Raw genomic sequence first — 24671 nt, 5'->3', positions numbered from 1 at the left:
TGATTCTTGAGTAGATTAAGCAGCGGATGAAACTACAGAATTCTTTTCGCGACTATTCGGCTGAGTCCGCGCTGTTTGTGCGCCGGGCGCTGGTCGCTTTTTTGGGGATTTTGCTGCTCACCGGCGTGCTGATCGCCAACCTTTATAATCTGCAAATCGTTCGCTTTACTGATTACCAGACCCGCTCGAACGAAAACCGCATCAAACTGGTGCCTATCGCCCCCAGTCGCGGCATCATTTATGACCGTAACGGAATTCCGCTCGCCCTTAACCGCACCATTTATCAGATAGAAATGATGCCGGAAAAGGTCGACAACGTTCAGGATACCCTCGACGCGCTGCGTAACGTCGTAGACCTGACGGACGACGACATTGCCGCCTTTAAAAAAGAGCGCGCCCGTTCACACCGCTTCACCTCCATTCCGGTAAAAACTAACCTGAGTGAAGTGCAGGTGGCACGGTTCGCCGTTAATCAATATCGCTTTCCCGGCGTCGAAGTTAAAGGCTATAAACGCCGCTATTACCCCTACGGCTCTGCGCTGACCCACGTCATTGGCTACGTATCGAAGATCAACGATAAAGACGTGGACCGCCTGGACAAAGACGGCAAGCTGGCCAACTACGCGGCAACGCACGACATCGGTAAGCTGGGTATTGAACGCTATTATGAAGACGTACTTCACGGCCAGACCGGTTATGAAGAAGTTGAAGTGAACAACCGTGGCCGCGTCATTCGCCAGTTGAAAGAAGTGGCGCCGCAGGCCGGGCACGATATCTATCTAACCCTTGACCTGAAACTCCAGCAGTACATTGAAACGCTGCTGGCGGGCAGTCGTGCCGCGGTGGTAGTCACAGACCCGCGTACCGGTGGCGTTCTCGCACTGGTGTCCATGCCGAGCTACGACCCGAACCTGTTTGTCGATGGTATCTCGAGTAAAGATTACTCCGGGTTGCTCAATGACCCGAATACCCCATTGGTTAACCGCGCGACTCAGGGTGTCTACCCTCCTGCTTCGACGGTTAAACCTTACGTCGCGGTTTCTGCATTAAGTGCGGGCGTCATCACCCGCAATACTGGTCTGTTCGATCCGGGTTGGTGGCAATTACCGGGCTCTGAAAAACGTTACCGCGACTGGAAAAAATGGGGGCACGGCCATCTGAACATCACCCGTTCTCTGGAAGAGTCGGCGGATACGTTTTTCTATCAAATCGCCTATGATATGGGGATAGACCGCCTTTCAGAATGGATGAGCAAGTTTGGCTACGGCCAATATACGGGCATCGATCTTGCCGAAGAGCGCGCCGGAAACATGCCAACCCGCGAGTGGAAGCAAAAACGGTTTAAAAAGCCATGGTACCAGGGTGATACCATTCCGGTCGGCATCGGCCAGGGTTACTGGACGGCAACCCCTATCCAGATGAGTAAAGCGCTGATGATCCTTATCAACGACGGTTTGGTAAAAGTCCCGCATCTGCTGATGAGCACAGCAGAAAACGGCAAGCAAGTGCCATGGATACAGCCACACGAACCACCTGTTGGTGACATTCATTCCGGTTATTGGGAAATCGCAAAAGACGGCATGTACGGTGTAGCCAACCGTCCTAACGGTACTGCACACAAATATTTCGCTGGCGCACCTTACAAAATTGCGGCGAAATCCGGTACTGCACAGGTCTTTGGCCTGAAAGCCAATGAAACCTATAACGCACATAAGATCGCCGAGCGCTTACGTGACCACAAGTTGATGACGGCCTTCGCACCCTATGATAAGCCCCAGGTTGCTGTCGCCATAATCCTTGAAAACGGTGGCGCGGGCCCGGCTGTGGGTACCATTATGCGCCAGATCCTTGACCACATTATGTTGGGCGACAATAACACCAATCTGCCTGCAGAAAACCCCGCGGTTGCAGCAGCGGAGGACCAATAATCGTGACGGATAATCCGAACAAAAAAACATTCTGGGACAAAATCCACATCGATCCCACGATGTTGCTTATTTTGCTGGCGCTGCTGGTTTACAGCTCGCTGGTCATCTGGAGCGCCAGCGGCCAGGATATTGGCATGATGGAGCGCAAGGTCGGTCAGATCGCGATGGGCCTGGTCATCATGGTGGTGATGGCGCAAATCCCGCCCAGGGTTTATGAGGGCTGGGCACCCTATCTCTACATCTTTTGCATCATTCTGTTGGTGGCGGTAGATGCCTTCGGCGCTATCTCCAAAGGCGCGCAGCGCTGGCTGGATTTGGGGATTGTGCGTTTTCAGCCTTCCGAAATCGCCAAGATTGCCGTGCCGCTGATGGTCGCGCGCTTCATCAACCGTGATGTTTGCCCGCCATCGCTAAAAAATACCGCCATTGCGTTAGTGCTGATATTTATGCCCACCCTGCTGGTGGCCGCCCAGCCAGACCTCGGAACTTCAATTCTGGTCGCCCTTTCCGGTCTGTTTGTTCTGTTCCTTTCTGGTTTGAGCTGGCGTTTAATCGGTGTTGCAGTGGTCCTGGTTGCGGCGTTTATCCCGATACTGTGGTTCTTCCTGATGCATGATTATCAACGTCAGCGCGTCATGATGTTACTCGATCCGGAAACTGATCCGCTGGGTGCGGGTTATCACATCATTCAGTCTAAAATTGCTATTGGCTCCGGCGGTCTACGTGGTAAGGGCTGGCTACACGGTACGCAGTCGCAGCTTGAGTTTTTACCCGAACGTCATACAGATTTTATCTTCGCGGTATTAGCGGAAGAACTGGGTCTGGTAGGGATCTTAATTCTGTTGGCGCTGTACATTTTGCTGATTATGCGCGGATTATGGATCGCTGCCCACGCGCAAACCACCTTTGGTCGCGTTATGGCGGGTGGTTTAATGTTGATATTATTCGTTTATGTCTTCGTAAATATTGGTATGGTGAGCGGTATTCTGCCCGTGGTTGGCGTTCCTCTCCCACTGGTCAGTTACGGAGGCTCGGCACTTATCGTGCTGATGGCTGGGTTCGGGATTGTTATGTCGATCCATACCCATAGAAAAATGTTGTCGAAAAGCGTGTAAGGGGTACGCAATGCGTAAGCAGTGGCTTGGTATCTGCATCGCAGCAGGAATGCTCGCGGCGTGTTCGAGTGATGATGGTCAGCAACAGGGTGCTGTCGCGCCGCAGCCTGCGGTGTGTAATGGTCCGATTGTTGAAATCAGCGGGGCCGATCCGCGCTTTGAACCCCTGAACCCAACGGCGAATCAGGACTATCAGCGTGATGGTAAGAGCTACAAAATCGTCCAGGACCCTTCCCGCTTTAGCCAGGCAGGGCTTGCCGCTATCTATGATGCGGAACCCGGAAGCAACTTAACCGCGTCTGGTGAAGCGTTCGACCCGATGCAGTTAACCGCTGCGCATCCGACGCTGCCAGTCCCAAGCTATGCCAGAATAACTAACCTGGCAAATGGCAGGATGATTGTCGTGCGCATTAACGATCGCGGCCCTTATGGCAACGATCGCGTGATTTCACTTTCACGTGCAGCAGCCGACCGTCTGAATACCTCCAACAATACCAAAGTGCGTATCGACCCGATCATCGTCGCCCAGGATGGTTCCTTGTCCGGGCCGGGAATGGCTTGTACCACGGTAGCGAAACAAACCTATGCCCTGCCCGCGCGTCCTGATTTAAGCGGCGGTGGCAATATGGGCAGCATGCCTGCGCCATCGGATGCGGGTCAGCCGCAAGGCGATATTCGTCCGATCAGCAATTCCACGTTGAAAAGCGATGATACAACCGGTGCGCCAGTGAACAGCAGTGGATTCCTCGGTGCGCCGACCACGCTCGCTGCAGGCGTGCTGGAAGGTAGCGAGCCGACTCCGGCTCCGCAACCGACCACCACCGCACCGGTAACACCAACCGCACCAGCAGCAACACCAGCCGCCGTCGCTGCACCTGCGCCAGCGGCAGTAGCCAACGGACGCTACGTGGTTCAGGTTGGCGCAGTCAGCGAGCAGTCGCGTGCGCAGCAGTATCAAAAACGTTTAAGCCAGCAATTTGGCGTCCCAGGTCGGGTGGTACAAAACGGCGCAGTCTGGCGTATCCAGATGGGGCCGTTCGCCAGCAAAGCTGAAGCCTCCACATTGCAGCAGCGTCTTCAAGCCGAGGCGCAATTACAGTCCTTCATCACCGGCGTGTAATAACGTAAATCAGGTATCTGAACTGTCAGTTTCTGTAAATGACATTAACAAAGTCACGCGGAAAGTCAGATGCCTGCCCGTTTTGCATTTGCTATAGTAGGGCACTTTTTTTAATTTCATCACGGACGTCGTAGTTCAGACCATGAAGACCACTTTTTCCGCTCGTTTCGTGCAGCGTATGGCGCTCACCGCGGCTCTCTGCGCAGCTTCTCTCTCTGCTGCCCATGCCGATGACCTGAATATTAAAACCATGATCCCGGGTGTTCCGCAGATCGATGCGGAGTCATATATCCTGATTGATTACAATTCAGGCAAAGTTCTGGCAGAACAGAACGCTGACACTCGCCGCGATCCCGCCAGTCTGACCAAAATGATGACCAGCTACGTCATCGGCCAGGCGATGAAAGCCGGGAAATTCAAAGAAACTGATCTGGTCACCGTCGGCAATGACGCCTGGGCTACAGGTAACCCGGTCTTTAAAGGTTCATCATTGATGTTCCTGAAACCTGGCATGCAGGTTCCTGTTTCTCAGCTTATCCGTGGTATCAACCTGCAATCCGGGAATGACGCGTGCGTGGCAATGGCGGACTTCGCAGCCGGTAGCCAGGATGCTTTCGTCGGTCTGATGAACAGCTATGTGAACGCGCTGGGCCTGAAAAACACCCACTTCCAGACCGTTCATGGTCTCGATGCTGACGGTCAGTACAGCTCGGCTCGCGACATGGCGATGATTGGTCAGGCGCTGATTCGCGACGTCCCTAACGAATACTCTATCTATAAAGAAAAAGAGTTCACCTTTAACGGCATCCGTCAGTTAAACCGTAACGGCCTGCTGTGGGATAACAGCCTGAATGTCGACGGTATCAAAACCGGTCATACCGACAAGGCTGGCTATAACCTCGTTGCATCCGCAACCGAAGGTCAGATGCGTCTGATCTCCGCCGTCATGGGTGGCCGCACCTATAAAGGTCGTGAAACCGAAAGTAAAAAACTGCTGACCTGGGGCTTCCGTTTCTTTGAAACCGTGAACCCACTGAAAGTCGGTAAAGAGTTTGCTTCAGAGCCCGCCTGGTTTGGTAATACCGATCGTGCATCGTTAGGCGTAGATAAAGATGTCTACCTGACTATTCCGCGCGGCCGCATGAAAGATCTGAAAGCAAGCTATGTGCTGAACACCACGGAACTGCACGCACCGCTGCAGAAAAACCAGGTTGTCGGCACCATCAACTTCCAGCTTGATGGCAAAACTATTGAGCAGCGCCCGCTGGTAGTCCTGCAGGAAATCCCTGAAGGCAACTTCTTTGGGAAAATCATTGATTACATTAAATTAATGTTCCATCACTGGTTTGGCTAAAAATCGAACACTTGAAAGTGTGATTTACGTCCCCATATACTAGGTATCCAGATAACTCCCACGCGCTGTGGGAGTTATTATTTATTGATGTAACGCCGGAGCTGACATGAAAACCAAACTTAACGAACTGCTTGAATTCCCTACTCCATTTACTTACAAAGTAATGGGGCAGGCGTTGCCTGAGCTGGTTGATCAGGTGGTTGAAGTGGTACAGCGCCATGCGCCAGGTGATTACTCTCCGACGGTAAAACCGAGCAGCAAAGGCAACTACCACTCGGTCTCAATCACTATTACTGCTACACACATTGAGCAGGTTGAAACGCTGTACGAAGAATTAGGCAATATCGATATCGTTCGCATGGTGCTGTAAAAACCTGTTGGTTACCCGCTGCATCCCCGCTCGGGTAACCCCTCCCTCCTGTGATATACTTTTTCCCCTCTTTTATATTCTCTACTCTATGTGAGTATCTACGGAGATGCCGTTTTGTATCAGGATAAAATTCTTGTCCGCCAGCTCGGTCTTCAACCTTACGAGCCAGTTTCTCTGGCCATGCACGAATTCACCGATACCCGCGATGAAAACAGTTATGACGAAATCTGGCTGGTAGAGCATTATCCTGTTTTTACCCAGGGTCAGGCAGGTAAAGCAGAGCACGTACTGATGCCGGGAGATATTCCGGTGATCCAGAGCGATCGTGGCGGCCAGGTGACCTACCACGGACCGGGCCAGCAGGTCATGTATGTGCTGTTGAATCTGAAGCGTCGTAAACTTGGCGTTCGCGAACTGGTTACGCTGCTGGAGCAAACCGTTGTGAATACCCTTGCGGAAATCGGTATTGACGCCCACCCGCGAGCCGATGCGCCTGGCGTATACGTTGGAGAGAAGAAAATCTGCTCTTTGGGGTTACGTATTCGTAAAGGATGCTCATTTCACGGCTTAGCGCTCAACGTGGATATGGACTTGTCGCCTTTCCTGCGTATCAATCCTTGTGGTTATGCCGGAATGGAGATGGCGAAGGTATCGCAGTGGGATAGCACTGCCACGACCGAGAGCGTTCGCCCCCGTCTGCTGGCCAACATTCTGGCGCTGTTGGGTAACCCACCGCACGAGTACATTGCGGACTGAAAATACGCGCATACTTTGCCATGGCATATGTTGTGGCAAATGGCACAAAACAACAACTATTTTACATTTTGCCAGCCTGTCAGGCTGCTTTCTGGCCCGTTTCAATGATATACTGCGTATCACTAATTCAAAAATAGTTGATAAATGCAACATTCCCTTGAATTGAAACGCTTTCCTTCGTAATTCGCAACTGGAACACGCAAGCTATGAGTAAACCCATTGTGATGGAACGCGGTGTTAAATACCGCGATGCCGATAAGATGGCTCTTATCCCGGTAAAAAATGTGGCAACAGAGCGTGAAGCCCTGCTGCGTAAACCGGAATGGATGAAAATAAAACTGCCAGCGGACTCCACTCGCATCCAGGGCATCAAAGCGGCAATGCGCAAAAATGGCCTGCACTCTGTCTGCGAAGAAGCTTCCTGCCCTAACCTGGCTGAATGTTTCAATCACGGAACTGCAACCTTTATGATCCTCGGCGCAATCTGTACCCGCCGTTGCCCATTCTGTGACGTTGCCCATGGACGTCCGGTTGCTCCTGATGCTAACGAGCCGTTAAAACTTGCTCAGACAATTGCTGACATGGCGCTGCGCTATGTCGTCATTACCTCCGTTGACCGCGACGATCTGCGTGACGGCGGCGCTCAGCACTTTACTGACTGCATCACCGCTATTCGTGAGAAAAGCCCGTCGATTAAAATCGAAACGCTGGTGCCTGACTTCCGTGGTCGTATGGATCGCGCGTTGGATATCCTCACCGCTACGCCGCCGGATGTGTTTAACCACAACCTCGAAAACGTACCACGTATTTATCGCAATGTTCGTCCTGGTGCTGACTACAACTGGTCACTGAAGCTTCTGGAACGTTTCAAGGAAGCGCACCCGGAGATTCCGACCAAATCAGGTCTGATGGTCGGTCTGGGCGAAACCAATGCGGAAATCATTGAGGTCATGCGTGACCTGCGCAGCCATGGTGTCACCATGCTGACATTGGGACAGTATTTACAGCCAAGCCGCCATCACCTGCCGGTTCAACGCTATGTGAGCCCGGATGAGTTCGATGAGATGAAAGCCGAAGCTATGGCCATGGGCTTTACCCATGCAGCCTGCGGTCCATTCGTTCGCTCTTCATACCATGCTGACATGCAGGCCAAAGGGCTGGAAGTGAAGTGATCGTGTAATACTCACTTACATTTCAGCAATAAAAAAACCGGCAGATTGCCGGTTTTTTTTCATGCAGAGTATGCAGTATGAGCATCATGCTCCTGACATTACTCTTTATGAGAAAGCTTCTCAGCCTGAACGCTACCATCAGCATCTTTCTTAGCATCGGCATTATCGTCGTTCATTGCTTTTTTGAAGCCCTTGATTGCCGTTCCCAGGTCTCCACCCAGTGTACGTAACTTCTTGGTACCAAACAGCAGAACAACCAGTGCGGCAACCACCAGCAGTTTGGTAATACTAATCTCACCCATAGATACCTTCTTGACTTAAACCAGGCTGCATAAAGCGCCATATTAACCTGAGAATATTAACGGCCTTTCGACGCGCGCACACAATAGCAATCTGTAACAAGGTGAATCAAGCCTTGTTTAAAAAAACGTCATAATAATTGCGGTGGCGCAAAGCGTCGGTTACTTAACACCGGGAGTTGTGCCCTAACCTGCCTCACCCGCTCGGCGGAAACCTCGGCCATAATTAGCGTGGGCGTTTCTGCCGCAGCAGCAATGGTCACACCAAAGGGGTCGATGACCCTGCTTTGGCCGATATTCTTGTTACCGCACTCTCCCGCCGCAATCAAGTAACACGTCGCATCTAACGCTCTTGCCGCCAAAAGCGTAGCCCAGTGATGTTCTTTAAGCGATCCCCGAACCCAGGCTGCGGGTAAGACAAGAATTTCCGCTCCCTGCAATGCGTGCGCCAGCGCCAGCTCAGGAAAGCGCAGATCATAACAGGTCATTAACCCTACTTTTAACCCGTCTACGTCCAACAGCGGCGCTATGGCGTCCCCTGCATCCACATTACGTGACTCCTGAATCGAAAAGGCATCATAGAGATGTAATTTAGCGTAATGGGCCACGACCTGACCTGCCCGTAGCGCCACCAGCATGTTAAACGCCCGGCCTGGCACAGAAGGAACATGAATTGTCAGGATTGTCGTCATCTCGTTTTGCGCGCTTTCTCGCAGCAAGCGCATCAAAAATCCGCCCTCCAGCAGTTGAGCTGATTTCACTGACAGGTCTGGGTCCAGATCGTCACGGGCCAGAAGCGCCTCCGGTAATACCAGCAGCGACGCCCCCTCTCCTGCAGCCTGTGACATCAATAAGACGCAGGTTTCTGCATTTTTTTCCCATGAAGGTCCCACGGCAAATTGCCCTGCTGCAACGAACATATTTCCTCCAGAAAACGTTGTTAGGCTCGCCAACCACGATTATTCAGCGTTACACTCATCCTATATACAATCAAATAGCAGGATTATGCAGTGTTACAACTCCTTTTAGCGGTTTTTATCGGTGGTGGTACAGGTAGTGTAGCAAGATGGATGTTGAGCATGAGGTTTAACCCGCTCCATCAGGCCATCCCATTCGGTACGCTGGCTGCAAACTTACTTGGCGCATTTATCATTGGTATGGGTCTGGCATGGTTTAATCGCATGACTAACATTGATCCAATGTGGAAGGTACTGATTACCACTGGCTTTTGCGGGGGACTAACAACGTTCTCCACTTTCTCAGCTGAGGTGGTGTTTTTGCTACAGGAAGGACGCTTTGGTTGGGCTATGGTGAATGTACTGGTTAATCTGTTGGGATCATTTGCGATGACCGCCCTGGCATTCTGGCTGGTTTCGGCCTCTCCCGCGCACTGAAGCGAAAAAAAACCCGCAATTAAGCGGGTTTTGAATGCTTGCTGTCGTATGCTTACAGAGCGATTACGTTTGCAGCAGAAGGGCCTTTGGCACCGTTAGTGATTTCGAACTCTACACGCTGACCTTCAGCCAGAGTTTTAAAACCATTGGTCTGGATTGCAGAGAAGTGTACGAACACGTCTTTGCTGCCATCTTCCGGAGTAATGAAACCGAATCCTTTGGACTCATTAAACCACTTAACGTTACCTTTAATCTTAGACATCAAAATTACCTTTACATGAAAAATAGACACAAATGCTGTGTCGGGTATCAGTACAACAATTGTGGTGGACTTTGTCCAGTCGAACTTTATCAAAAAGTGATAAATGTCGCGTTATTTTTCAGTTAAAGTTAATATCACACTGTTTTTAAAAGACTTTTTAATAATCCACCTGACAATACAGGTAGTCCATCAAAACTGGAAACGCATCCATGCAAAGTAGACGTTACCGTTGTTGTACGTTCCCGGAATGTAGGTCATCTGGAACGTTGCCGGACCATACCCTATCGATGCCAGCGGTAACAGCACGGGTACCGGAATGTAGTTCCAGTTATCGCGCGCGGTAAAACCAGCGGTAAAACCGAGACCTGTATGGAAATTTTCATCTGCCAGCGGTCGCCAGGTTTTTTCCCAGCCATAACCACCAATGGGTTCCCATTTATTGTAGGAATCCTTAAAGGCCATTATATAAAGCCCGTGCCAGTTACCTTTATCATCCCAACGAGATTGACCAAAGCCCGCCCCCCATGGGCGTTCATTGTAGCGATCCGTTTTTTCTTTATCATAAGCAAAACGCGCATGCCAGGTAATAGCCGGCACGTACAGATCATAATGTTCTGGCTGCTGCCAGGTTTCACTGACATTGTCTTTAAAAGTAGCGAACCAACCTTTATCTTCAGCAGCGCCCTGGGGAATGAAAGCTAACTGAATAAAAAGAAATGAAAAAATGAGAAAATATCGTTTAGCGACAATCACAACTTAATTACCATCCTGGGATTTATTATTAATTGTAGCAAACCCAACCTTAATGTTAGCTTAACAAAAATGCGCAGCTAAAAAATCAGAATAATCCTCAGCCTATAATTTTTAAGATAAATATCCATGAATTTATTGAGTCATCTGATAGGAACTATTTTCTCTTTATTGCCATTAAATTGTTCTTTCCTGCGGGAAAAGTTAAATAACATTACAATAAATTAACAATTAAGAATCAATATCACCACAAAACACACACAGCGGCGCTGCACTTCACAGTTTTTTATTGTGAGATTCTTTTTTTAACCACGATGCTGAAAAATCGGCTTAGCCATCGCTTGAATCCGTATTTTTATTGATTTTAATCAGCAAGAGTTATCGGTTTATTAGGCACATTCTGTCACCACTTTTTACTTTTTTTAGTTTTTTTACTTTCTGGGCAGCAATGCGACAGGGGAAACGATGTTGACATTTATTGAACTCCTTATTGGGGTTGTGGTTATTGTGGGTGTAGCGCGCTACATCATTAAAGGTTATTCCGCGACAGGCGTACTGTTTGTTGGCGGTCTGGTTTTGCTGATTATCAGTGCGCTGATGGGGCATAAAGTTTTGCCGTCCAGCGCGGCATCGACAGGCTATACGGCAACAGACATTGTTGAATATATTAAAATTTTGCTGATGAGCCGTGGTGGCGATCTCGGCATGATGATCATGATGCTGTGTGGTTTTGCCGCTTATATGACCCATATTGGCGCGAACGATATGGTCGTTAAGCTGGCCTCCAAGCCTCTGCAATACATCAACTCTCCTTACCTGCTAATGATTGCCGCCTATTTTGTCGCCTGCCTGATGTCACTGGCGGTTTCGTCAGCAACCGGTCTGGGCGTATTGCTGATGGCAACACTGTTCCCGGTCATGGTTAACGTAGGGATCAGCCGTGGCGCCGCAGCGGCCATTTGCGCCTCCCCTGCTGCAATTATTCTTTCACCAACATCCGGTGATGTGGTGCTGGCGGCAAAAGCTGCGGAAATGCCGCTGATCGATTTCGCCTTTAAAACCACGCTGCCAATTTCCATTGCCGCCATCATTGCTATGGCGATTGCCCACTTTTTCTGGCAGCGTTTTCTGGATAAAAAAGAGAACATTTCTCATGAAATGTTAGATGTAGCTGAAATCACCACGACTGCCCCGTCATTTTACGCCATTCTGCCGTTTACCCCGATTGTTGGCGTCCTGATTTTTGATGGTAAATGGGGCCCGCAGCTGCATATCATTACGATTCTGGTTCTGTGCATGCTCATCGCAGCTATTCTGGAATTCGTACGTGGGTTCAACACCCAAAAGGTTTTCTCTGGTCTGGAAGTCGCTTACCGTGGCATGGCGGATGCCTTTGCTAACGTGGTGATGTTGTTAGTCGCTGCGGGTGTTTTTGCCCAGGGTCTGAGCACAATCGGCTTTATTCAGAGTCTGATTTCTATCGCCACCTCGTTTGGTTCGGCGAGCATTATTCTGATGATGGTGCTGGTGATCCTGACTATGCTGGCGGCAATGACTACGGGTTCCGGTAACGCTCCGTTCTATGCCTTCGTTGAGATGATCCCTAAGCTGGCGCATTCCTCCGGCATTAACCCAGCTTACCTTGTTATCCCGATGCTGCAGGCGTCAAACCTTGGACGCACAATCTCCCCGGTCTCCGGCGTGGTGGTTGCTGTTGCAGGTATGGCGAAGATTTCTCCGTTCGAAGTGGTGAAACGTACTTCGGTTCCGGTTCTGGTTGGGCTGTTGGTTGTGATTATCGCAACTGAAGTGATGGTACCAGGCTCTTCTTCAGCCGTCGTTGGCGGCTGATACTCAGTGAAATGTAGGCCGGATAAGGCATTCACGCCGCATCCGGCATTTCGACTGCAACGTTGCCGGATGTCGATGCTAAAGCATCTTATCCGGCCTACGTCAGAAATTAGCATTTAGCCGCCGTGATAGATACGCTGCGGCCTACCCACCTTACCGTGAATAATCTCCGCAATAATCAAATGACGGCTGGCACAGTACTCCAGGTAGCGTCTGGAAGTCGTTCGGCTGATGGTGAGCGCCTGGGCGATCGTTTCTGCTGTATGGTGTACCGTCGGATCGGCGAATAATTTCAACACTGCATTCAGCGTTAACGCATCAATCCCGGTCGGTAAATCCCCTTTCGGCTCGCCCCGCGCGTAGGCATTAAACATCTCATCTATCTGCTTTTGACTGGCGCTATCATTACCGGCCAACATGCGTCGACGCTGTTGATAACGCGTCAGGGTCTGCCCCAGCCGCTCGTAGGCAATGGGTTTGACCAGGTAATCAAACGCGCCGCTGCGCACAGCTTCGGAGACTGTTTCCATGTCGCTGGCCGCCGTGGTAAACACCACACCGCCCGGATAACGCGCCTGGGTTAGCTCATGCAATAAGGTAATTCCCTTGCCGTCCGGCAAGTAGTTATCGAGCAGAATCAAACCGGGCTTAAAACGCTCAATCATCATCCTCGCCTGCGCAAGATTACCCGCCAGCCAAATCTGGTTGAAGCCGGGTATATGGCGGATATATTCAGCATGCATTTCCGCCAGTAGCGTTTCATCCTCAACGATCAATAGCGTTAATGGTTCCGTCATTGTTTTTTTTCACTTTCGGAAGAAATAAAGAAAATAAGGTGCCGCAGGGGGAGTTATCTTCGAGCGTAATCACCCCGTCACAGCGCCTCACATAACTTGCAATAAGATACAAACCGATGCCATGTTCACCTGGTTCATCGGTACGGGTGCTCACACCCTGTTCAAATATTTTTTCACGCAATGCTTCCGGCACACCGCATCCCTGATCGGCAACTTCGATGATCACGTCATCCCCTTCATCGCTCAAATAAAGCTCTACGACCTTGTTGCCTTGCTGGGTGCGCAAGCTCGCTTCAAATGCATTATCAAGCAGATTGCCAACAATTGCTGCAAACTCTGTGCTATCCAGCCCCTCGGGGAGTTGATGCAGTTGGCTGCCCGGAACAATAGTCATGGTGAGACCCAGTTCCCGCGCGCGCTGCACCTTGCCAAACAACAGACCGGCTACCTGACGATCGGCAAACGCGCCGCGCAGGCTGTCAATCAGTTGCTGTTGCGCCTGGGATTCTCCCTGCACCATGGCCAGAACCTTGTCATACTCTTTCATTTGCAGCAGACCATTGATGGTCGACATCCAGTTCAGGTGCTCATGACGCAGCGTTCTCAGGCTCTCTACATACTGTTTGATCTGCGTTAACTGCGCATTAAGAGTAGCAATTTCATCTTTACTACGAAAACTGATGATTGCCCCAAGCAGTTCGTCACCGGAGCGAATCGCCTCACGGTTGGCGATAACGCTCAGTCCATTAAAGTTGACCATCGCATCCTGTCGTTTTTCCGCAATCTGTTGGGTGAAAAAGTCCGCTGGCTGAACCACCTCACTCACCGGTTTTCCAAGCCACTTTCTCCCAGGTGAAGACAGCCCCAGCATTTTCCTCGCACTGCGATTTATTGCGGTGATATATCCATCAGGATCCACGGCAATCAATCCTTCATATACCGAGCTAAACAACGCTTCCTGCTGACGTACCACCCGCGCAATTTGTTTCGGTTCCATACCCAACATCTGCCGACGAATATGGGCAGCGAAAAACCAGGAGAGCAGCATAAGTACCAGCAACAGCAGGATAAACACGCCGGCCATCGGAAGTAAGAAGTCCGATCGCCAGCTATCGATTTTGCTGATCAGATAACCAATTGAGACTACGCCAATGATTTTGCCATCGTCATCAAAGATGGGCGTTTTAGCGCGCATTGCCATCCCGATGGACCCTTTACCGGTAATAAAGTAGCTCTCCCCTTTTTCCAGCGCGCCGGGTTTGGTGAACTGCATCGGATAGCCAATCTTTTCCGGGTTCGGATGATATAGACGAATGGAGTTGGTATCCCCGATAACCACATAGTCGAAGTCAGTTCCGCTCTGCAGTTTGTCGGCAATCGTCGCCAGCCGCTTGTAATCACGATGCTTAACCGCCGTGATGATACTGTCGTTAGAGGCGATGATTTTGGCCTGATTCATTGCCATATCGCGGACATGCGTTGCCAGATAATCTTCAAAGCTGGCGGTAAAGTATTGTGCCAGGGCGGCAATGATAAAAACAGAAACGACCAGAATAAGCAGAAAGATACGTAAAGGAAACGCCAGACTGCGGAAAAAAGGAAACCGTGTTTTATTTTTCTGTTCTGTCATCACATTTTTCCTCACCGACGTTAACTAAAACTAATTTCTCATTGTAGTTGTAATTAAAATGTTCTATTTACACGTTATGGTATAAAACATGATCGTTGCAGATTCCCCACCTTAAATCAATTAAACAAATTAAAACCACACCTTATTTTAGGGTTAAATTAATTAAAAAACTTAAAACCATAAAACACATTAAAACCTTCTAACTTATTGTGAAATAAATCAAAAATTACCTCCAAAATACCCCTTACGATGTATGCAGCAGGGAAAAAAAGAAATACTCCGTAATAAAAAACCATTCCCTTCAATTGCAAACAAAACGTTATCAGGTTGCTAAACAGAGCAACAAAAACAGAAACCCAGTAACAAATATAGCATCGGGGCTCTATTCACTATGTTCGGTAATAATATATTCACGCAAGTTAAACGCTCAGAAAATAAAAAGATGGCGGCTATCGCGCAATTTCTGAAAGAGAATGATTTGAGCGTAGATACGACCGTCGAAGTATTTATCACCGTCACCCGTGACGACCGTCTGATTGCCTGCGGTGGTATCGCTGGGAATATTATTAAGTGTGTCGCAATCTGTGAATCTGTCCGCGGCGAGGGTTTAGCGCTAACGCTGGCGACCGAGTTAATCAACCTTGCCTATGAACGCCATTGTACGCACCTCTTCATCTATACCAAAACCGAGTACGAATCGCTGTTTAAACAGTGCGGTTTTTCTACGCTCACCAGCGTTCCCGGCATTATGGTATTGATGGAAAACAGCACCACACGTCTGAAACGCTACGCCGAATCACTGGCAAAACAGCGTCATGATGGGAAAAAAATTGGCTGTATCGTCATGAACGCCAACCCCTTCACCAACGGACACCGTTTTCTGATCCAACAGGCAGCCGCGCAATGTGACTGGCTGCATCTGTTTTTGGTGAAAGAAGATACCTCACGTTTTCCGTATGAAGACCGCCTGGATCTGGTGCTTAAAGGAACAAAAGACATTCCACGTTTAACCGTGCATCGCGGTTCGGAGTACATCATTTCCCGCGCCACGTTCCCGTGTTACTTCATCAAAGAGCAGAGCGTTATTAACCACTGCTACACCGAAATAGACCTGAAAATCTTCCGCCAGTATCTGGCTCCGGCTCTCGGCGTCACGCACCGCTTCGTCGGTACTGAGCCGTATTGCACTGTCACCTCCCAGTATAACAACGATATGCGTTACTGGCTGGAGACCCCAACGCTTCCCGCCCCGCCGATTGAACTGGTGGAAATTGAGCGGCTGTGTTTCCAGGAGATGCCGATTTCCGCCTCCTGGGTGCGCAAGCTGCTGGTTAAAAAAGATCTCACGGCTATCGCATCCCTGGTCCCTGACGCCACGCTGCAGTATCTGCAAAGCATGGTTGAACGAGCCTCATCGGGTGCGGCAGTCCGCCAAAATACCCCCGCATTAGCAACAGGTGAAAAATGAAAATAAACCAGGCAGCCGTCGCAGGCACACTCGAGTCCGGTGATGTGATGATTCGCATCGCCCCACTCGATTCGCAGGATATTGACCTGCAGGTTAACAGTAGCGTCGAAAAGCAGTTCGGTGATGCCATACGGGCCACCATTCTGGACGTTCTGTCCCGCTACAACGTACGCGGCGTGCAATTGAATGTTGATGATAAAGGCGCACTGGACTGCATTTTACGTGCGCGACTGGAAGCACTACTGGCCCGCGCTGGCGGTATTCCGGCACTGCCATGGGAGGATTGCCAGTGATTTCCGAATCTTTGCAACAACGTAAAACCCGTACTCGCCGCAGCATGTTGTTCGTACCGGGCGCCAATGCCGCCATGGTCAGCAACTCGTTCATCTACCCGGCAGATGCGCTGATGTTCGACCTGGAAGACTCTGTCGCGTTGCGTGAAAAAGATACCGCTCGCCGCATGGTGTACCACGCGCTGCAGCATCCGCTGTATCACGACGTTGAAACCATCGTGCGTGTAAACGCACTCGACTCCGAATGGGGAATCAACGACCTTGAAGCTGTGGTACGCGGCGGTGCTGACATCGTACGTTTACCGAAGACCGATACCGCGAAGGATGTCATCGACATCGAAAGCGAAATTCTGCGTATCGAAAACGCCTGTGGCCGTGAGCCAGGCAGCACCGGTCTGTTAGCCGCCATCGAATCGCCGTTAGGCATTACTCGCGCGGTAGAAATTGCCCATGCTTCCGAACGTCTGATCGGTATTGCCCTGGGTGCGGAAGACTATGTACGTAACCTGCGCACTGAGCGCTCACCGGAAGGTACTGAACTGCTGTTTGCCCGCTGCTCTATTTTGCAGGCTGCACGTTCTGCCGGTATTCAGGCGTTCGACACCGTGTATTCCGATGCCAACAACGAAGCGGGTTTCCTGCACGAAGCCGCACACATCAAGCAACTGGGTTTTGACGGCAAATCGCTCATCAACCCGCGCCAGATCGAACTCCTGCATAACCTGTACGCCCCAACGCGCAAAGAGCTGGCTCACGCCCGTCTGGTTGTGGAAGCCGCTGAAGCCGCTGCTCGCGAAGGTCGTGGCGTAGTTTCCCTGAACGGCAAAATGGTCGACAGCCCGGTTATCGAGCGCGCCCTTCTGGTTATCTCCCGTGCAGAACTTTCCGGCATTCGCGAAGAATAAGGCAAAAAAATGACGCAGAAAATCGAACAGTCTCAACGCCAGGATCGCGTGGCGACCTGGAGCCGTCATGCAGAAAGTGAGCTTTCCGCTTACCAGAGCACCGCAAAAGTAGAATTGCAGGCGCAAAAACCGCGCGACAAAAAGCTGTGCGCTAACCTGGAAGACGCTATTCGTCGTTCAGGTTTACAGGATGGTATGACCATCTCTTTCCACCACGCTTTTCGTGGTGGCGATCTGACGATTAACCTGGTGATGGACGCCATCGCCAATATGGGCTTTAAAAATCTGACGCTGGCCTCCAGCTCTCTGAGCGACTGTCATGCTCCACTGGTTGAGCACATCCGTCAGGGCGTGGTTAGCCGCATTTATACCTCCGGTCTGCGTGGTCCGCTGGCGGAAGAAATCTCACGTGGCCTGTTGGCCGAACCGGTACAAATTCACTCCCACGGTGGCCGTGTGCACCTGGTGCAAAGTGGGGAGCTCAGCATTGATGTGGCGTTCCTCGGCGTGCCGTCCTGCGACCAGTTTGGCAACGCCAACGGTTATACCGGTAAAGCGTGCTGCGGCTCACTGGGCTATGCCCGCGTAGACGCCGAAAACGCGAAACAGGTTGTCCTGCTGACTGAACAGCTGCTGACCTATCCGCATAACCCGGCCAGCATTACGCAGGATCAGGTAGATCTGATCGTGCAGATCGATCAGGTTGGCGATGCTGACAAAATTGGTGCCGATGCGACCCGCATGACCACCAACCCGCGTGAACTGTTAATCGCCCGTAGCGCGGCTGAGGTCATTGCTAATTCCGGCTACTTCAACGAAGGCTTCTCACTGCAGACAGGAACCGGCGGCGCCTCTCTGGCCGTTACGCGTTTCCTGGAAGACAAAATGCGCAGCCGCGATATCCGTGCCGACTTCGCGCTGGGCGGCATTACCGCTACCATCGTTGACCTGCACGAAAAAGGCCTGATTCGCAAACTGCTGGACGTTCAGAGCTTTGACCGTAACGCCGCGGAATCGCTGGCCCGCAATCCAAACCATATCGAAATCAGTGCCAACCAGTATGCCAACTGGAGCTCAAAAGGCGCATCCGTCGATCGTCTGGACGTCGTGGTGCTCAGCGCGCTGGAAGTTGATACCAGCTTCAACGTGAACGTACTAACCGGTTCTGACGGCGTACTGCGCGGCGCATCCGGCGGTCACTGCGATACCGCGGTTGCCGCTGCGTTGTCTATCATCGTCGCGCCGCTGGTTCGCGGACGCATCCCGACCCTGGTTGATAACGTGCTGACCTGTGTAACCCCAGGCTCCAGCGTTGACATTCTGGTCACTGACCACGGTATCGCCGTCAACCCTGCACGTCCGGAACTGGCAGAACGTCTGAAAGAAGCCGGTATGAAAGTGGTGTCCATTGAAAGGCTGCGCGAACGTGCACAGCAGCTCACCGGTCAGCCACGCGCTATCGAATTCACTGACCGCGTGATTGCCGTTGTGCGTTACCGCGATGGTTCAGTGATTGACGTTGTGCATCAGGTGAAGGAATAAACCATGCACCTGCTCCCTGAATACGCCACCCGACACGCGGTTTCCATTCCCGAGCTGCTCGCCAGCCGCGATGAGAGACAGGCAAGGCAACAGGAGTGGCTGACACGCCACTCTGCGCCGCTGGTCTCGTTTACCGTCGTCGCACCGGGACCGATTAAAGACAGCGAATTAACCCGTCATATCTTTAATCACGGCGTAACCGCCTTGCTCGCGTTGGCGGAACAATCCACCTGGATTGTCAGGGAGCAAACAGCGCTGGTTTCTGCCAGCGGTCCAGAAGGTCTTTTGTCTATTGAGGCTCCGGCCCACGACCTCAAGCTCGCCACAATTGAACTTGAGCATTCACACCCGCTGGGACGGCTATGGGACATCGATGTCCTGACCCCTGAAGGGGAAATTCTGTCCCGGCGTCATTTCGCACTCCCTGCCCGCCGCTGTCTGCTGTGCGAGCAAAGTGCTGCCGACTGTGCGCGGGGTAAAACCCACGCGCTTTCCGACTTACTCACTCAGATGGAGGCACTGCTGCATGATGCCGATTCCCGCAACATCAACCAATAACGCAGTCCTCCCTCTGGATCTGCCTGATGCTTACGCAACGCTTGCGTGGCGCGCCATGTTGACTGAAGTCAACCTGTCGCCCAAACCCGGTCTGGTAGATCGTATTAACAACGGCGCGCATAAAGATATGGCGCTGGAAGATTTTCATCGCAGCGCTGAAGCGATTCAGTCATGGCTGCCACGTTTTATTGAATATGGGGCGTTTAGCGCACAGCTGTCGCCTGAGGATGTATTGAAAGGACTGCGCCCGCTGGGCATGGCCTGCGAAGCCGATATGTTCCGCGCCACCGCCGGGGTGAACACCCATAAAGGGAGCATCTTTTCACTGGGACTGCTGTGCGCCGCCATTGGCCGCCTGCACCAGCTCCAACTCACTGTTACCGCTGAAACCATTTGCTCTACGGCAGCAACATTTTGCCGTGGCCTGACCGAGCGCGAACTGCGCCAGAACAATCAACAACTCACGGCTGGCCAACGTCTTTATCAGCAACTGGGATTAACCGGCGCACGGGGCGAAGCCGAAGCGGGATATCCGCTAGTCATCCAGCATGCCCTGCCGCACTACCGCGCACTGCTGACTCAGGGCCGCGACCCTGAACTGGCGTTACTCGACACATTATTGCTGCTGATGTCTATCAACGGCGACACCAACGTGGCTTCACGTGGCGGCGCAGAAGGTCTGCGTTGGCTACAGCAGCAGGCCACCGCCCTGATGCAGCAAGGGGGGATTCGTACCCCTGCCGATCTCGAATATCTACACCAGTTCGACCAACAGTGCATTGAACGCAACCTCAGTCCCGGAGGCTGCGCCGATCTGCTGATCGTCACCTGGTTTTTAGCTCAGATTTCACAAGTTCATCATTATCACAATTAAAGATCCTTTCCGGAGAATCACACACATGTCTTTAGCAAAAGATAAAATATGGAAGTTACTGGCCCCATTGGTCGTCATGGGTGTCATGTTTCTTATCCCCGTCCCTGATGGAATGCCTCCACAGGCCTGGCACTACTTTGCCGTATTCGTGGCAATGATTGTCGGTATGATCCTTGAGCCAATCCCGGCAACAGCGATCAGCTTTATCGCCGTAACGATCTGCGTTATCGGCAGCAACTATCTGCTGTTTGATGCTTCAGAACTGGCCGACCCGGCGTTTAAAGCGGGCAAGCAAGCGCTGAAATGGGGTCTGGCTGGCTTCTCCAGCACCACCGTGTGGTTGGTGTTTGGTGCGTTTATCTTCGCACTGGGTTATGAAGTCACCGGTCTGGGCCGTCGTATCGCGCTGTTCCTGGTGAAATTCATGGGTAAACGTACCCTGACGCTTGGCTATGCGATTGTTATCATCGACATTCTGCTGGCACCGTTTACTCCATCTAACACCGCGCGTACCGGTGGCACCGTATTCCCGGTAATCAAAAACCTGCCGCCGTTGTTTAAATCATTCCCGAACGATCCTTCCGCGCGCCGTATCGGTGGATATTTGATGTGGATGATGGTCATCAGTACCAGCCTGAGCTCCTCAATGTTCGTGACCGGCGCTGCACCTAACGTACTGGGTCTGGAATTCGTCAACAAAATTGCCGGTATTCAAATCAGCTGGTTGCAGTGGTTCCTTAGCTTCCTGCCGGTCGGTATTATTTTGCTGATCGTTGCTCCGTGGCTGTCATACGTTCTGTACAAACCAGAAGTTACTCACAGTGCTGAAGTTGCCGCTTGGGCCGGTGATGAACTGAAAGGCATGGGTAAACTGACCCGTAAAGAGATAACGCTGATCGGTCTGGTATTGCTCAGTCTGGGTCTGTGGGTCTTCGGTGGTAAACTGATTGATGCAACCGCAGTGGGCCTGCTGGCTGTTTCCCTGATGCTGGCGCTGCACGTTGTACCGTGGAAAGACATTACCCGTTATAACAGCGCATGGAACACTCTGGTTAACCTCGCCACGCTGGTCGTTATGGCGAATGGTTTAACCCGTTCAGGCTTCATCGACTGGTTCGCCAACACTATGAGCACGCACCTGGAAGGCTTCTCGCCTAACGCGACCGTGATCGTTCTGGTACTGGTGTTCTACTTTGCTCACTACCTGTTTGCCAGCCTTTCCGCTCACACCGCCACCATGCTGCCGGTTATTCTGGCCGTCGGTAAAGGTATCCCGGGCGTCCCGATGGAACACCTGTGTATCCTGCTGGTACTGTCCATCGGTATCATGGGCTGTCTGACTCCATATGCAACAGGCCCTGGCGTTATCATCTACGGCTGTGGTTATGTGAAGTCAAAAGACTACTGGCGTCTGGGTGCTATCTTCGGCGTTATCTACATCGCTATGCTTCTGCTGGTCGGCTGGCCGATTCTGGCAATGTGGAGCTAATCATCCCGGTTCACGCCTGATGAAAATGATGCCAGTCAGCTAAACCTGACTGGCATTTTTTATGATTAAATAGATGATATTCAGAATTTATATAAGTGTCCGAAATCATCATGACATCAACATGGCGTTATTCTTCGTTGCTGGCAGCACTCCTGCTGCCAGTTTCTGCAGCTCAAGCCGATGAACTTCAGGCAAAACAGTACGCTGATTTTGACAGCTACGTGCTGGCTCTCTCCTGGCAAACCGGATTTTGTCAGAGCCAACACGAGCGTAATCGTCAGGAGCCTGACGAATGTCGTTTGCAAAAAGAGAGCGCAGACAAAGCGGATTTCCTGACCGTTCACGGTTTATGGCCCAGTCTGCCTAAATCCATTGCCGCCCGTGGAGTAGACAATCGCCGTTGGATGCGTTTTGGCTGCGCGACTCGCCCCATTCCCAACCTGCCTGAAGCCCGCGCAAGCCGTAAATGCGCGGCCCCCGAAACCGGACTGTCGCTGGAAAGCGCGGCAAAACTCAGCGCTGTAATGCCCGGTGCTGGAGGGAGATCCTGTCTGGAACGTTACGAATATGCCAAACATGGCGCGTGTTTCGGTTTTGATCCCGACACATACTTCGGCACTATGGTACGGCTGAATAATGAGGTTAAGAACAGCGAGATGGGCAAATTCCTGGCGGAAAACTACGGCAAAACCGTCAGCCGTAACGCATTTGACGCCGCCGTTGCCAAAAGCTGGGGCAAAGAGAACGTCAAAGCTGTGAAGCTAAGCTGCCACGGTAATCCAGCGTATCTCACTGAGATCCAGTTATCCCTGAAAGCCGACAACATCAACCAGACGTTATCTGCCCAGTCATTCTTACCGCAACCGCATCCGGGTAACTGCGGTAAACAGTTTATTATCGACAAAGTCGGATACTGAAACTTGCGACCGACGCTGCGAGCTGGCGTCGGTCCGTAAACTTAGCGTTTTGCACGGGCGTCCGGGCGAACTAAATCAAAACGGTGTGTTTCACTGATCGAATAATACGCCGTTGGCCCACCTGCACGCAGCACCGGCTTCGCTTTCGCCGTCTGATAGATGCCGTCTTCCAGGAGCGTTTCATCTATGTGAATGCCTACCACTTCCCCCAACACCAGCCAGGTATCAACCGGTGAGCCATCAGCAGTAGTTAGTTGCAGAGTTTGCGATAAACGACACTCAAAATTGACCGGGCTTTGCGCCACGCGCGGCACGTTGACTATCCGGCTATCTGCCTTGCTAAGCCCGGCGGCAAAAAACTCGTCCTCACCGTGCGGCAAGCTGGCTGACGTTTCGTTCATCGCAGTGGCCAGCTCAAGAGTCGTCAGGTTCCAGACAAATTCACCGGTTTCGATAATATTCTGCACGCTGTCTTTCCAGCCGCTGCTGGCGAAACCGATAATCGGCGGGTGATAGTTGAAACAGTTAAAGAAACTGTATGGTGCCAGATTGTGCCGACCGTTGCTGTCACGCGACGCAATCCAGCCAATCGGGCGCGGTCCAATGATGGCATTTAGCGGATCATGCGGTAAGCCGTGTCCCTGTGACGGTTGATAGAAATACATAGCGTTCCCTGTTGAAGTTAACGTCAGCGCAGCACAAATTATGCTTCGCTCATCCCCCTGGAAAAAGAAGATCAGCGTAGAACAATCTGCCAACGATTACGACTGAATAAAGTTGAGCAGGTCACCGTTGATCTGTTGCTTATGGGTGGTGCAAATGCCATGCGAGCCGCCGACATATACCTTCAATTGCGAGTCCGGCAGTATTTCCGCCGCGACCTTTCCGCAGGTTTCAAACGGGACAATCTGATCGTCATCACCGTGGATCACCAGCGTCGGGATGGTCATCTTTTTGAGGTCTTCACGCAGATCTGTTTCCGAAAACGCGTGTATACAGTCGTACAACGCTTTGATGGAACCTTGTAAACCTTGTTCAACAAAGCTTTCGCGAACGGCTTTCGACTCTTTTGCGCCAGGACGGTTGTAGCCATAGAATGCAGCGGTCAGTTCATAGAAAAAGGCTGCGCGATCGTTCACAACCCCCTCACGGATGCCATCGAATACCTCTTTCGGCACGCCATTTGGGTTAAAGTCAGTCTTGATCATGATGGGCGTCACTGCGCCAATTAACACCGCTTTTGCCACCCGCTGCGTCCCATGCCGGCCAATATAACGAGCCACTTCCCCACCGCCGGTAGAGTGTCCAACATGTACGGCATCTTTAAGATTGAGATGCGCGGTAAGTTCAGCCAGGTCATCAGCATACTGATCCATATGATGACCATCCCAGGGTTGGGCCGAACGCCCATGTCCACGCCTGTCATGGGCGATCACACGAAATCCTTTCGATCCAAGGAACAGCATCTGATCTTCAAACGCGTCTGCCGTCAGCGGCCAACCGTGACTGAACACAATAGGTTGTCCACTTCCCCAGTCTTTAAAATGCAAATAGCTGCCGTCTTTCAAGGTAAGTTTGTCGTACTGGCTCATGAGATCTCCTGTCGCGGAACACTGAGTTGTTTGACGCGCCCGCAGCGAGCGCTTAAAAAGCATAATGCAAATTGGAGAACGATCACGTTTTTCGGCTAAAATCACACCATATGCGACAATATTGATGATTTACCTGAATGTGAACTAAATCACTTCAAACATGGGGTAAGTCTCAGTATCATCATAAAAGCTAAACCCTTGCCGCCTGACGGTGAGGGTTTTCTTTTGGGATTAT

25 protein-coding genes are annotated in these 24671 nt (G+C 51.4%); 17 read left to right on the top strand and 8 right to left on the bottom strand.

The features are described 5' to 3' along the window. The first annotated feature begins 26 nt into the window (after positions 1-26). The 7 genes from mrdA to lipA all read left to right on the top strand — a co-directional run bounded on the left by mrdA (position 27) and on the right by lipA (position 7815). A complete protein-coding gene (mrdA, locus tag OGY72_RS02845; RefSeq protein WP_003831292.1) occupies positions 27-1928 on the top strand; it encodes a peptidoglycan DD-transpeptidase MrdA in 1902 nt (633 codons plus the stop codon). 2 nt (positions 1929-1930) lie between these two features. Next, positions 1931-3043, top strand: a complete 1113-nt coding sequence (gene mrdB / locus OGY72_RS02840) for a peptidoglycan glycosyltransferase MrdB (RefSeq protein ID WP_003022718.1) — start codon at positions 1931-1933, stop codon at positions 3041-3043. Positions 3044-3053: 10 nt separating this feature from the next. After that, on the top strand, positions 3054-4163 hold the full coding sequence (rlpA, locus tag OGY72_RS02835; protein ID WP_032942683.1) for an endolytic peptidoglycan transglycosylase RlpA: 1110 nt from the start codon (positions 3054-3056) through the stop codon (positions 4161-4163). A 142-nt stretch (positions 4164-4305) separates the two neighbouring features. Continuing rightward, positions 4306-5517 carry a D-alanyl-D-alanine carboxypeptidase DacA gene (dacA, locus tag OGY72_RS02830; RefSeq protein ID WP_003022711.1) on the top strand — a complete coding sequence of 404 codons (1212 nt, stop codon included), beginning with the start codon at positions 4306-4308 and terminating at the stop codon, positions 5515-5517. A 106-nt stretch (positions 5518-5623) separates the two neighbouring features. Next, the gene (gene ybeD / locus OGY72_RS02825; protein ID WP_003022706.1) at positions 5624-5887 is read left to right on the top strand and encodes a DUF493 family protein YbeD; all 264 of its coding nucleotides are present in this window, start codon (positions 5624-5626) and stop codon (positions 5885-5887) included. 114 nt (positions 5888-6001) lie between these two features. Further along, a complete protein-coding gene (lipB, locus tag OGY72_RS02820) occupies positions 6002-6643 on the top strand; it encodes a lipoyl(octanoyl) transferase LipB (protein WP_032942682.1) in 642 nt (213 codons plus the stop codon). Positions 6644-6849: 206 nt separating this feature from the next. Continuing rightward, positions 6850-7815, top strand: coding sequence for a lipoyl synthase (gene lipA / locus OGY72_RS02815; RefSeq protein WP_286546704.1), 966 nt, complete (start codon positions 6850-6852; stop codon positions 7813-7815). Between the two features lie 98 nt (positions 7816-7913). Here lipA and tatE read toward each other — a convergent pair whose 3' ends face one another. Together tatE and OGY72_RS02805 are read right to left on the bottom strand one after the other, a co-directional pair. Continuing rightward, positions 7914-8117, bottom strand: a complete 204-nt coding sequence (gene tatE, locus OGY72_RS02810) for a twin-arginine translocase subunit TatE (RefSeq protein WP_003022699.1) — start codon at positions 8115-8117, stop codon at positions 7914-7916. A 128-nt stretch (positions 8118-8245) separates the two neighbouring features. Then, positions 8246-9034 carry a deaminated glutathione amidase gene (locus OGY72_RS02805; protein ID WP_286546700.1) on the bottom strand — a complete coding sequence of 263 codons (789 nt, stop codon included), beginning with the start codon at positions 9032-9034 and terminating at the stop codon, positions 8246-8248. A 90-nt stretch (positions 9035-9124) separates the two neighbouring features. Between OGY72_RS02805 and crcB the strand changes: the two genes are divergently transcribed. Then, positions 9125-9508, top strand: coding sequence for a fluoride efflux transporter CrcB (gene crcB, locus OGY72_RS02800; protein ID WP_003831281.1), 384 nt, complete (start codon positions 9125-9127; stop codon positions 9506-9508). A gap of 52 nt (positions 9509-9560) precedes the next feature. Here the strand turns inward: crcB and cspE are convergent, their stop codons facing one another. Together cspE and pagP are read right to left on the bottom strand one after the other, a co-directional pair. After that, positions 9561-9770: a transcription antiterminator/RNA stability regulator CspE gene (gene cspE / locus OGY72_RS02795; protein ID WP_000034825.1), complete on the bottom strand. Its 210-nt coding sequence runs from the start codon at positions 9768-9770 to the stop codon at positions 9561-9563. A 189-nt stretch (positions 9771-9959) separates the two neighbouring features. Next, the gene (pagP, locus tag OGY72_RS02790) at positions 9960-10523 is read right to left on the bottom strand and encodes a lipid IV(A) palmitoyltransferase PagP (protein ID WP_003831280.1); all 564 of its coding nucleotides are present in this window, start codon (positions 10521-10523) and stop codon (positions 9960-9962) included. 462 nt (positions 10524-10985) lie between these two features. On the opposite strand from pagP, the gene dcuC reads away from it, so the two are divergent. After that, complete coding sequence (dcuC, locus tag OGY72_RS02785) at positions 10986-12371, top strand: anaerobic C4-dicarboxylate transporter DcuC (RefSeq protein ID WP_003022136.1); 1386 nt, start codon at positions 10986-10988, stop codon at positions 12369-12371. Between the two features lie 116 nt (positions 12372-12487). Here dcuC and dpiA read toward each other — a convergent pair whose 3' ends face one another. Together dpiA and dpiB are read right to left on the bottom strand one after the other, a co-directional pair. After that, positions 12488-13168, bottom strand: coding sequence for a two-component response regulator DpiA (gene dpiA / locus OGY72_RS02780; RefSeq protein WP_286546697.1), 681 nt, complete (start codon positions 13166-13168; stop codon positions 12488-12490). Next, positions 13137-14798, bottom strand: a complete 1662-nt coding sequence (gene dpiB, locus OGY72_RS02775; protein WP_126318852.1) for a sensor histidine kinase DpiB — start codon at positions 14796-14798, stop codon at positions 13137-13139. Before dpiB ends, dpiA begins: the two co-directional genes overlap by 32 nt. A gap of 391 nt (positions 14799-15189) precedes the next feature. Between dpiB and citC the strand changes: the two genes are divergently transcribed. The 8 genes from citC to rna all read left to right on the top strand — a co-directional run bounded on the left by citC (position 15190) and on the right by rna (position 22844). Beyond that, positions 15190-16266 (top strand): [citrate (pro-3S)-lyase] ligase, encoded by a 1077-nt coding sequence (gene citC / locus OGY72_RS02770; protein ID WP_003831277.1) that lies wholly within the window; start codon positions 15190-15192, stop codon positions 16264-16266. Continuing rightward, positions 16263-16559 carry a citrate lyase acyl carrier protein gene (citD, locus tag OGY72_RS02765; RefSeq protein WP_003831276.1) on the top strand — a complete coding sequence of 99 codons (297 nt, stop codon included), beginning with the start codon at positions 16263-16265 and terminating at the stop codon, positions 16557-16559. Before citC ends, citD begins: the two co-directional genes overlap by 4 nt. After that, positions 16556-17464: an aldolase/citrate lyase family protein gene (locus OGY72_RS02760; RefSeq protein ID WP_126318854.1), complete on the top strand. Its 909-nt coding sequence runs from the start codon at positions 16556-16558 to the stop codon at positions 17462-17464. The genes citD and OGY72_RS02760 overlap by 4 nt, the downstream gene beginning before the upstream one ends. 9 nt (positions 17465-17473) lie before the next feature. Next, complete coding sequence (citF, locus tag OGY72_RS02755) at positions 17474-19006, top strand: citrate lyase subunit alpha (protein ID WP_286546693.1); 1533 nt, start codon at positions 17474-17476, stop codon at positions 19004-19006. 3 nt (positions 19007-19009) lie between these two features. Further along, positions 19010-19564, top strand: coding sequence for a citrate lyase holo-[acyl-carrier protein] synthase (gene citX / locus OGY72_RS02750; protein WP_126318858.1), 555 nt, complete (start codon positions 19010-19012; stop codon positions 19562-19564). Then, positions 19533-20438: a triphosphoribosyl-dephospho-CoA synthase CitG gene (citG, locus tag OGY72_RS02745; RefSeq protein WP_003831272.1), complete on the top strand. Its 906-nt coding sequence runs from the start codon at positions 19533-19535 to the stop codon at positions 20436-20438. The genes citX and citG overlap by 32 nt, the downstream gene beginning before the upstream one ends. Positions 20439-20463: 25 nt before the next feature. After that, positions 20464-21927: a citrate/succinate antiporter CitT gene (gene citT / locus OGY72_RS02740; RefSeq protein WP_003831271.1), complete on the top strand. Its 1464-nt coding sequence runs from the start codon at positions 20464-20466 to the stop codon at positions 21925-21927. Between the two features lie 110 nt (positions 21928-22037). Then, complete coding sequence (gene rna, locus OGY72_RS02735; RefSeq protein WP_286546689.1) at positions 22038-22844, top strand: ribonuclease I; 807 nt, start codon at positions 22038-22040, stop codon at positions 22842-22844. Between the two features lie 41 nt (positions 22845-22885). Here the strand turns inward: rna and OGY72_RS02730 are convergent, their stop codons facing one another. Further along, positions 22886-23509, bottom strand: a complete 624-nt coding sequence (locus OGY72_RS02730; protein WP_063940716.1) for a flavin reductase family protein — start codon at positions 23507-23509, stop codon at positions 22886-22888. 96 nt (positions 23510-23605) lie between these two features. Next, the gene (locus OGY72_RS02725) at positions 23606-24436 is read right to left on the bottom strand and encodes an alpha/beta fold hydrolase (protein WP_003831266.1); all 831 of its coding nucleotides are present in this window, start codon (positions 24434-24436) and stop codon (positions 23606-23608) included. Positions 24437-24671 lie beyond the last annotated feature (235 nt).

The organism is Citrobacter sp. Cpo221, assembly GCF_030332345.1.
Lineage (GTDB): Bacteria > Pseudomonadota > Gammaproteobacteria > Enterobacterales > Enterobacteriaceae > Citrobacter > Citrobacter portucalensis.
Note: the sequence above shows the minus strand (reverse complement) of the source record. Positions and strands in the feature narration are given on the sequence as shown.

What these genes read in the sequence shown, in the direction of transcription:
- mrdA (WP_003831292.1), top strand. Translation starts at nt 27, where the DNA reads ATGAAACTACAGAATTCTTTTCGCGACTATTCGGCTGAGTCCGCGCTG.
- rlpA (WP_032942683.1), top strand. Translation starts at nt 3,054, where the DNA reads ATGCGTAAGCAGTGGCTTGGTATCTGCATCGCAGCAGGAATGCTCGCG.
- dacA (WP_003022711.1), top strand. Translation starts at nt 4,306, where the DNA reads ATGAAGACCACTTTTTCCGCTCGTTTCGTGCAGCGTATGGCGCTCACC.
- ybeD (WP_003022706.1), top strand. Translation starts at nt 5,624, where the DNA reads ATGAAAACCAAACTTAACGAACTGCTTGAATTCCCTACTCCATTTACT.
- lipA (WP_286546704.1), top strand. Translation starts at nt 6,850, where the DNA reads ATGAGTAAACCCATTGTGATGGAACGCGGTGTTAAATACCGCGATGCC.
- tatE (WP_003022699.1), bottom strand. Translation starts at nt 8,117, where the DNA reads ATGGGTGAGATTAGTATTACCAAACTGCTGGTGGTTGCCGCACTGGTT.
- OGY72_RS02805 (WP_286546700.1), bottom strand. Translation starts at nt 9,034, where the DNA reads ATGTTCGTTGCAGCAGGGCAATTTGCCGTGGGACCTTCATGGGAAAAA.
- cspE (WP_000034825.1), bottom strand. Translation starts at nt 9,770, where the DNA reads ATGTCTAAGATTAAAGGTAACGTTAAGTGGTTTAATGAGTCCAAAGGA.
- dcuC (WP_003022136.1), top strand. Translation starts at nt 10,986, where the DNA reads ATGTTGACATTTATTGAACTCCTTATTGGGGTTGTGGTTATTGTGGGT.
- dpiA (WP_286546697.1), bottom strand. Translation starts at nt 13,168, where the DNA reads ATGACGGAACCATTAACGCTATTGATCGTTGAGGATGAAACGCTACTG.
- dpiB (WP_126318852.1), bottom strand. Translation starts at nt 14,798, where the DNA reads ATGACAGAACAGAAAAATAAAACACGGTTTCCTTTTTTCCGCAGTCTG.
- citC (WP_003831277.1), top strand. Translation starts at nt 15,190, where the DNA reads ATGTTCGGTAATAATATATTCACGCAAGTTAAACGCTCAGAAAATAAA.
- citD (WP_003831276.1), top strand. Translation starts at nt 16,263, where the DNA reads ATGAAAATAAACCAGGCAGCCGTCGCAGGCACACTCGAGTCCGGTGAT.
- citF (WP_286546693.1), top strand. Translation starts at nt 17,474, where the DNA reads ATGACGCAGAAAATCGAACAGTCTCAACGCCAGGATCGCGTGGCGACC.
- citX (WP_126318858.1), top strand. Translation starts at nt 19,010, where the DNA reads ATGCACCTGCTCCCTGAATACGCCACCCGACACGCGGTTTCCATTCCC.
- citG (WP_003831272.1), top strand. Translation starts at nt 19,533, where the DNA reads ATGATGCCGATTCCCGCAACATCAACCAATAACGCAGTCCTCCCTCTG.
- citT (WP_003831271.1), top strand. Translation starts at nt 20,464, where the DNA reads ATGTCTTTAGCAAAAGATAAAATATGGAAGTTACTGGCCCCATTGGTC.
- rna (WP_286546689.1), top strand. Translation starts at nt 22,038, where the DNA reads ATGACATCAACATGGCGTTATTCTTCGTTGCTGGCAGCACTCCTGCTG.
- OGY72_RS02730 (WP_063940716.1), bottom strand. Translation starts at nt 23,509, where the DNA reads ATGTATTTCTATCAACCGTCACAGGGACACGGCTTACCGCATGATCCG.
- OGY72_RS02725 (WP_003831266.1), bottom strand. Translation starts at nt 24,436, where the DNA reads ATGAGCCAGTACGACAAACTTACCTTGAAAGACGGCAGCTATTTGCAT.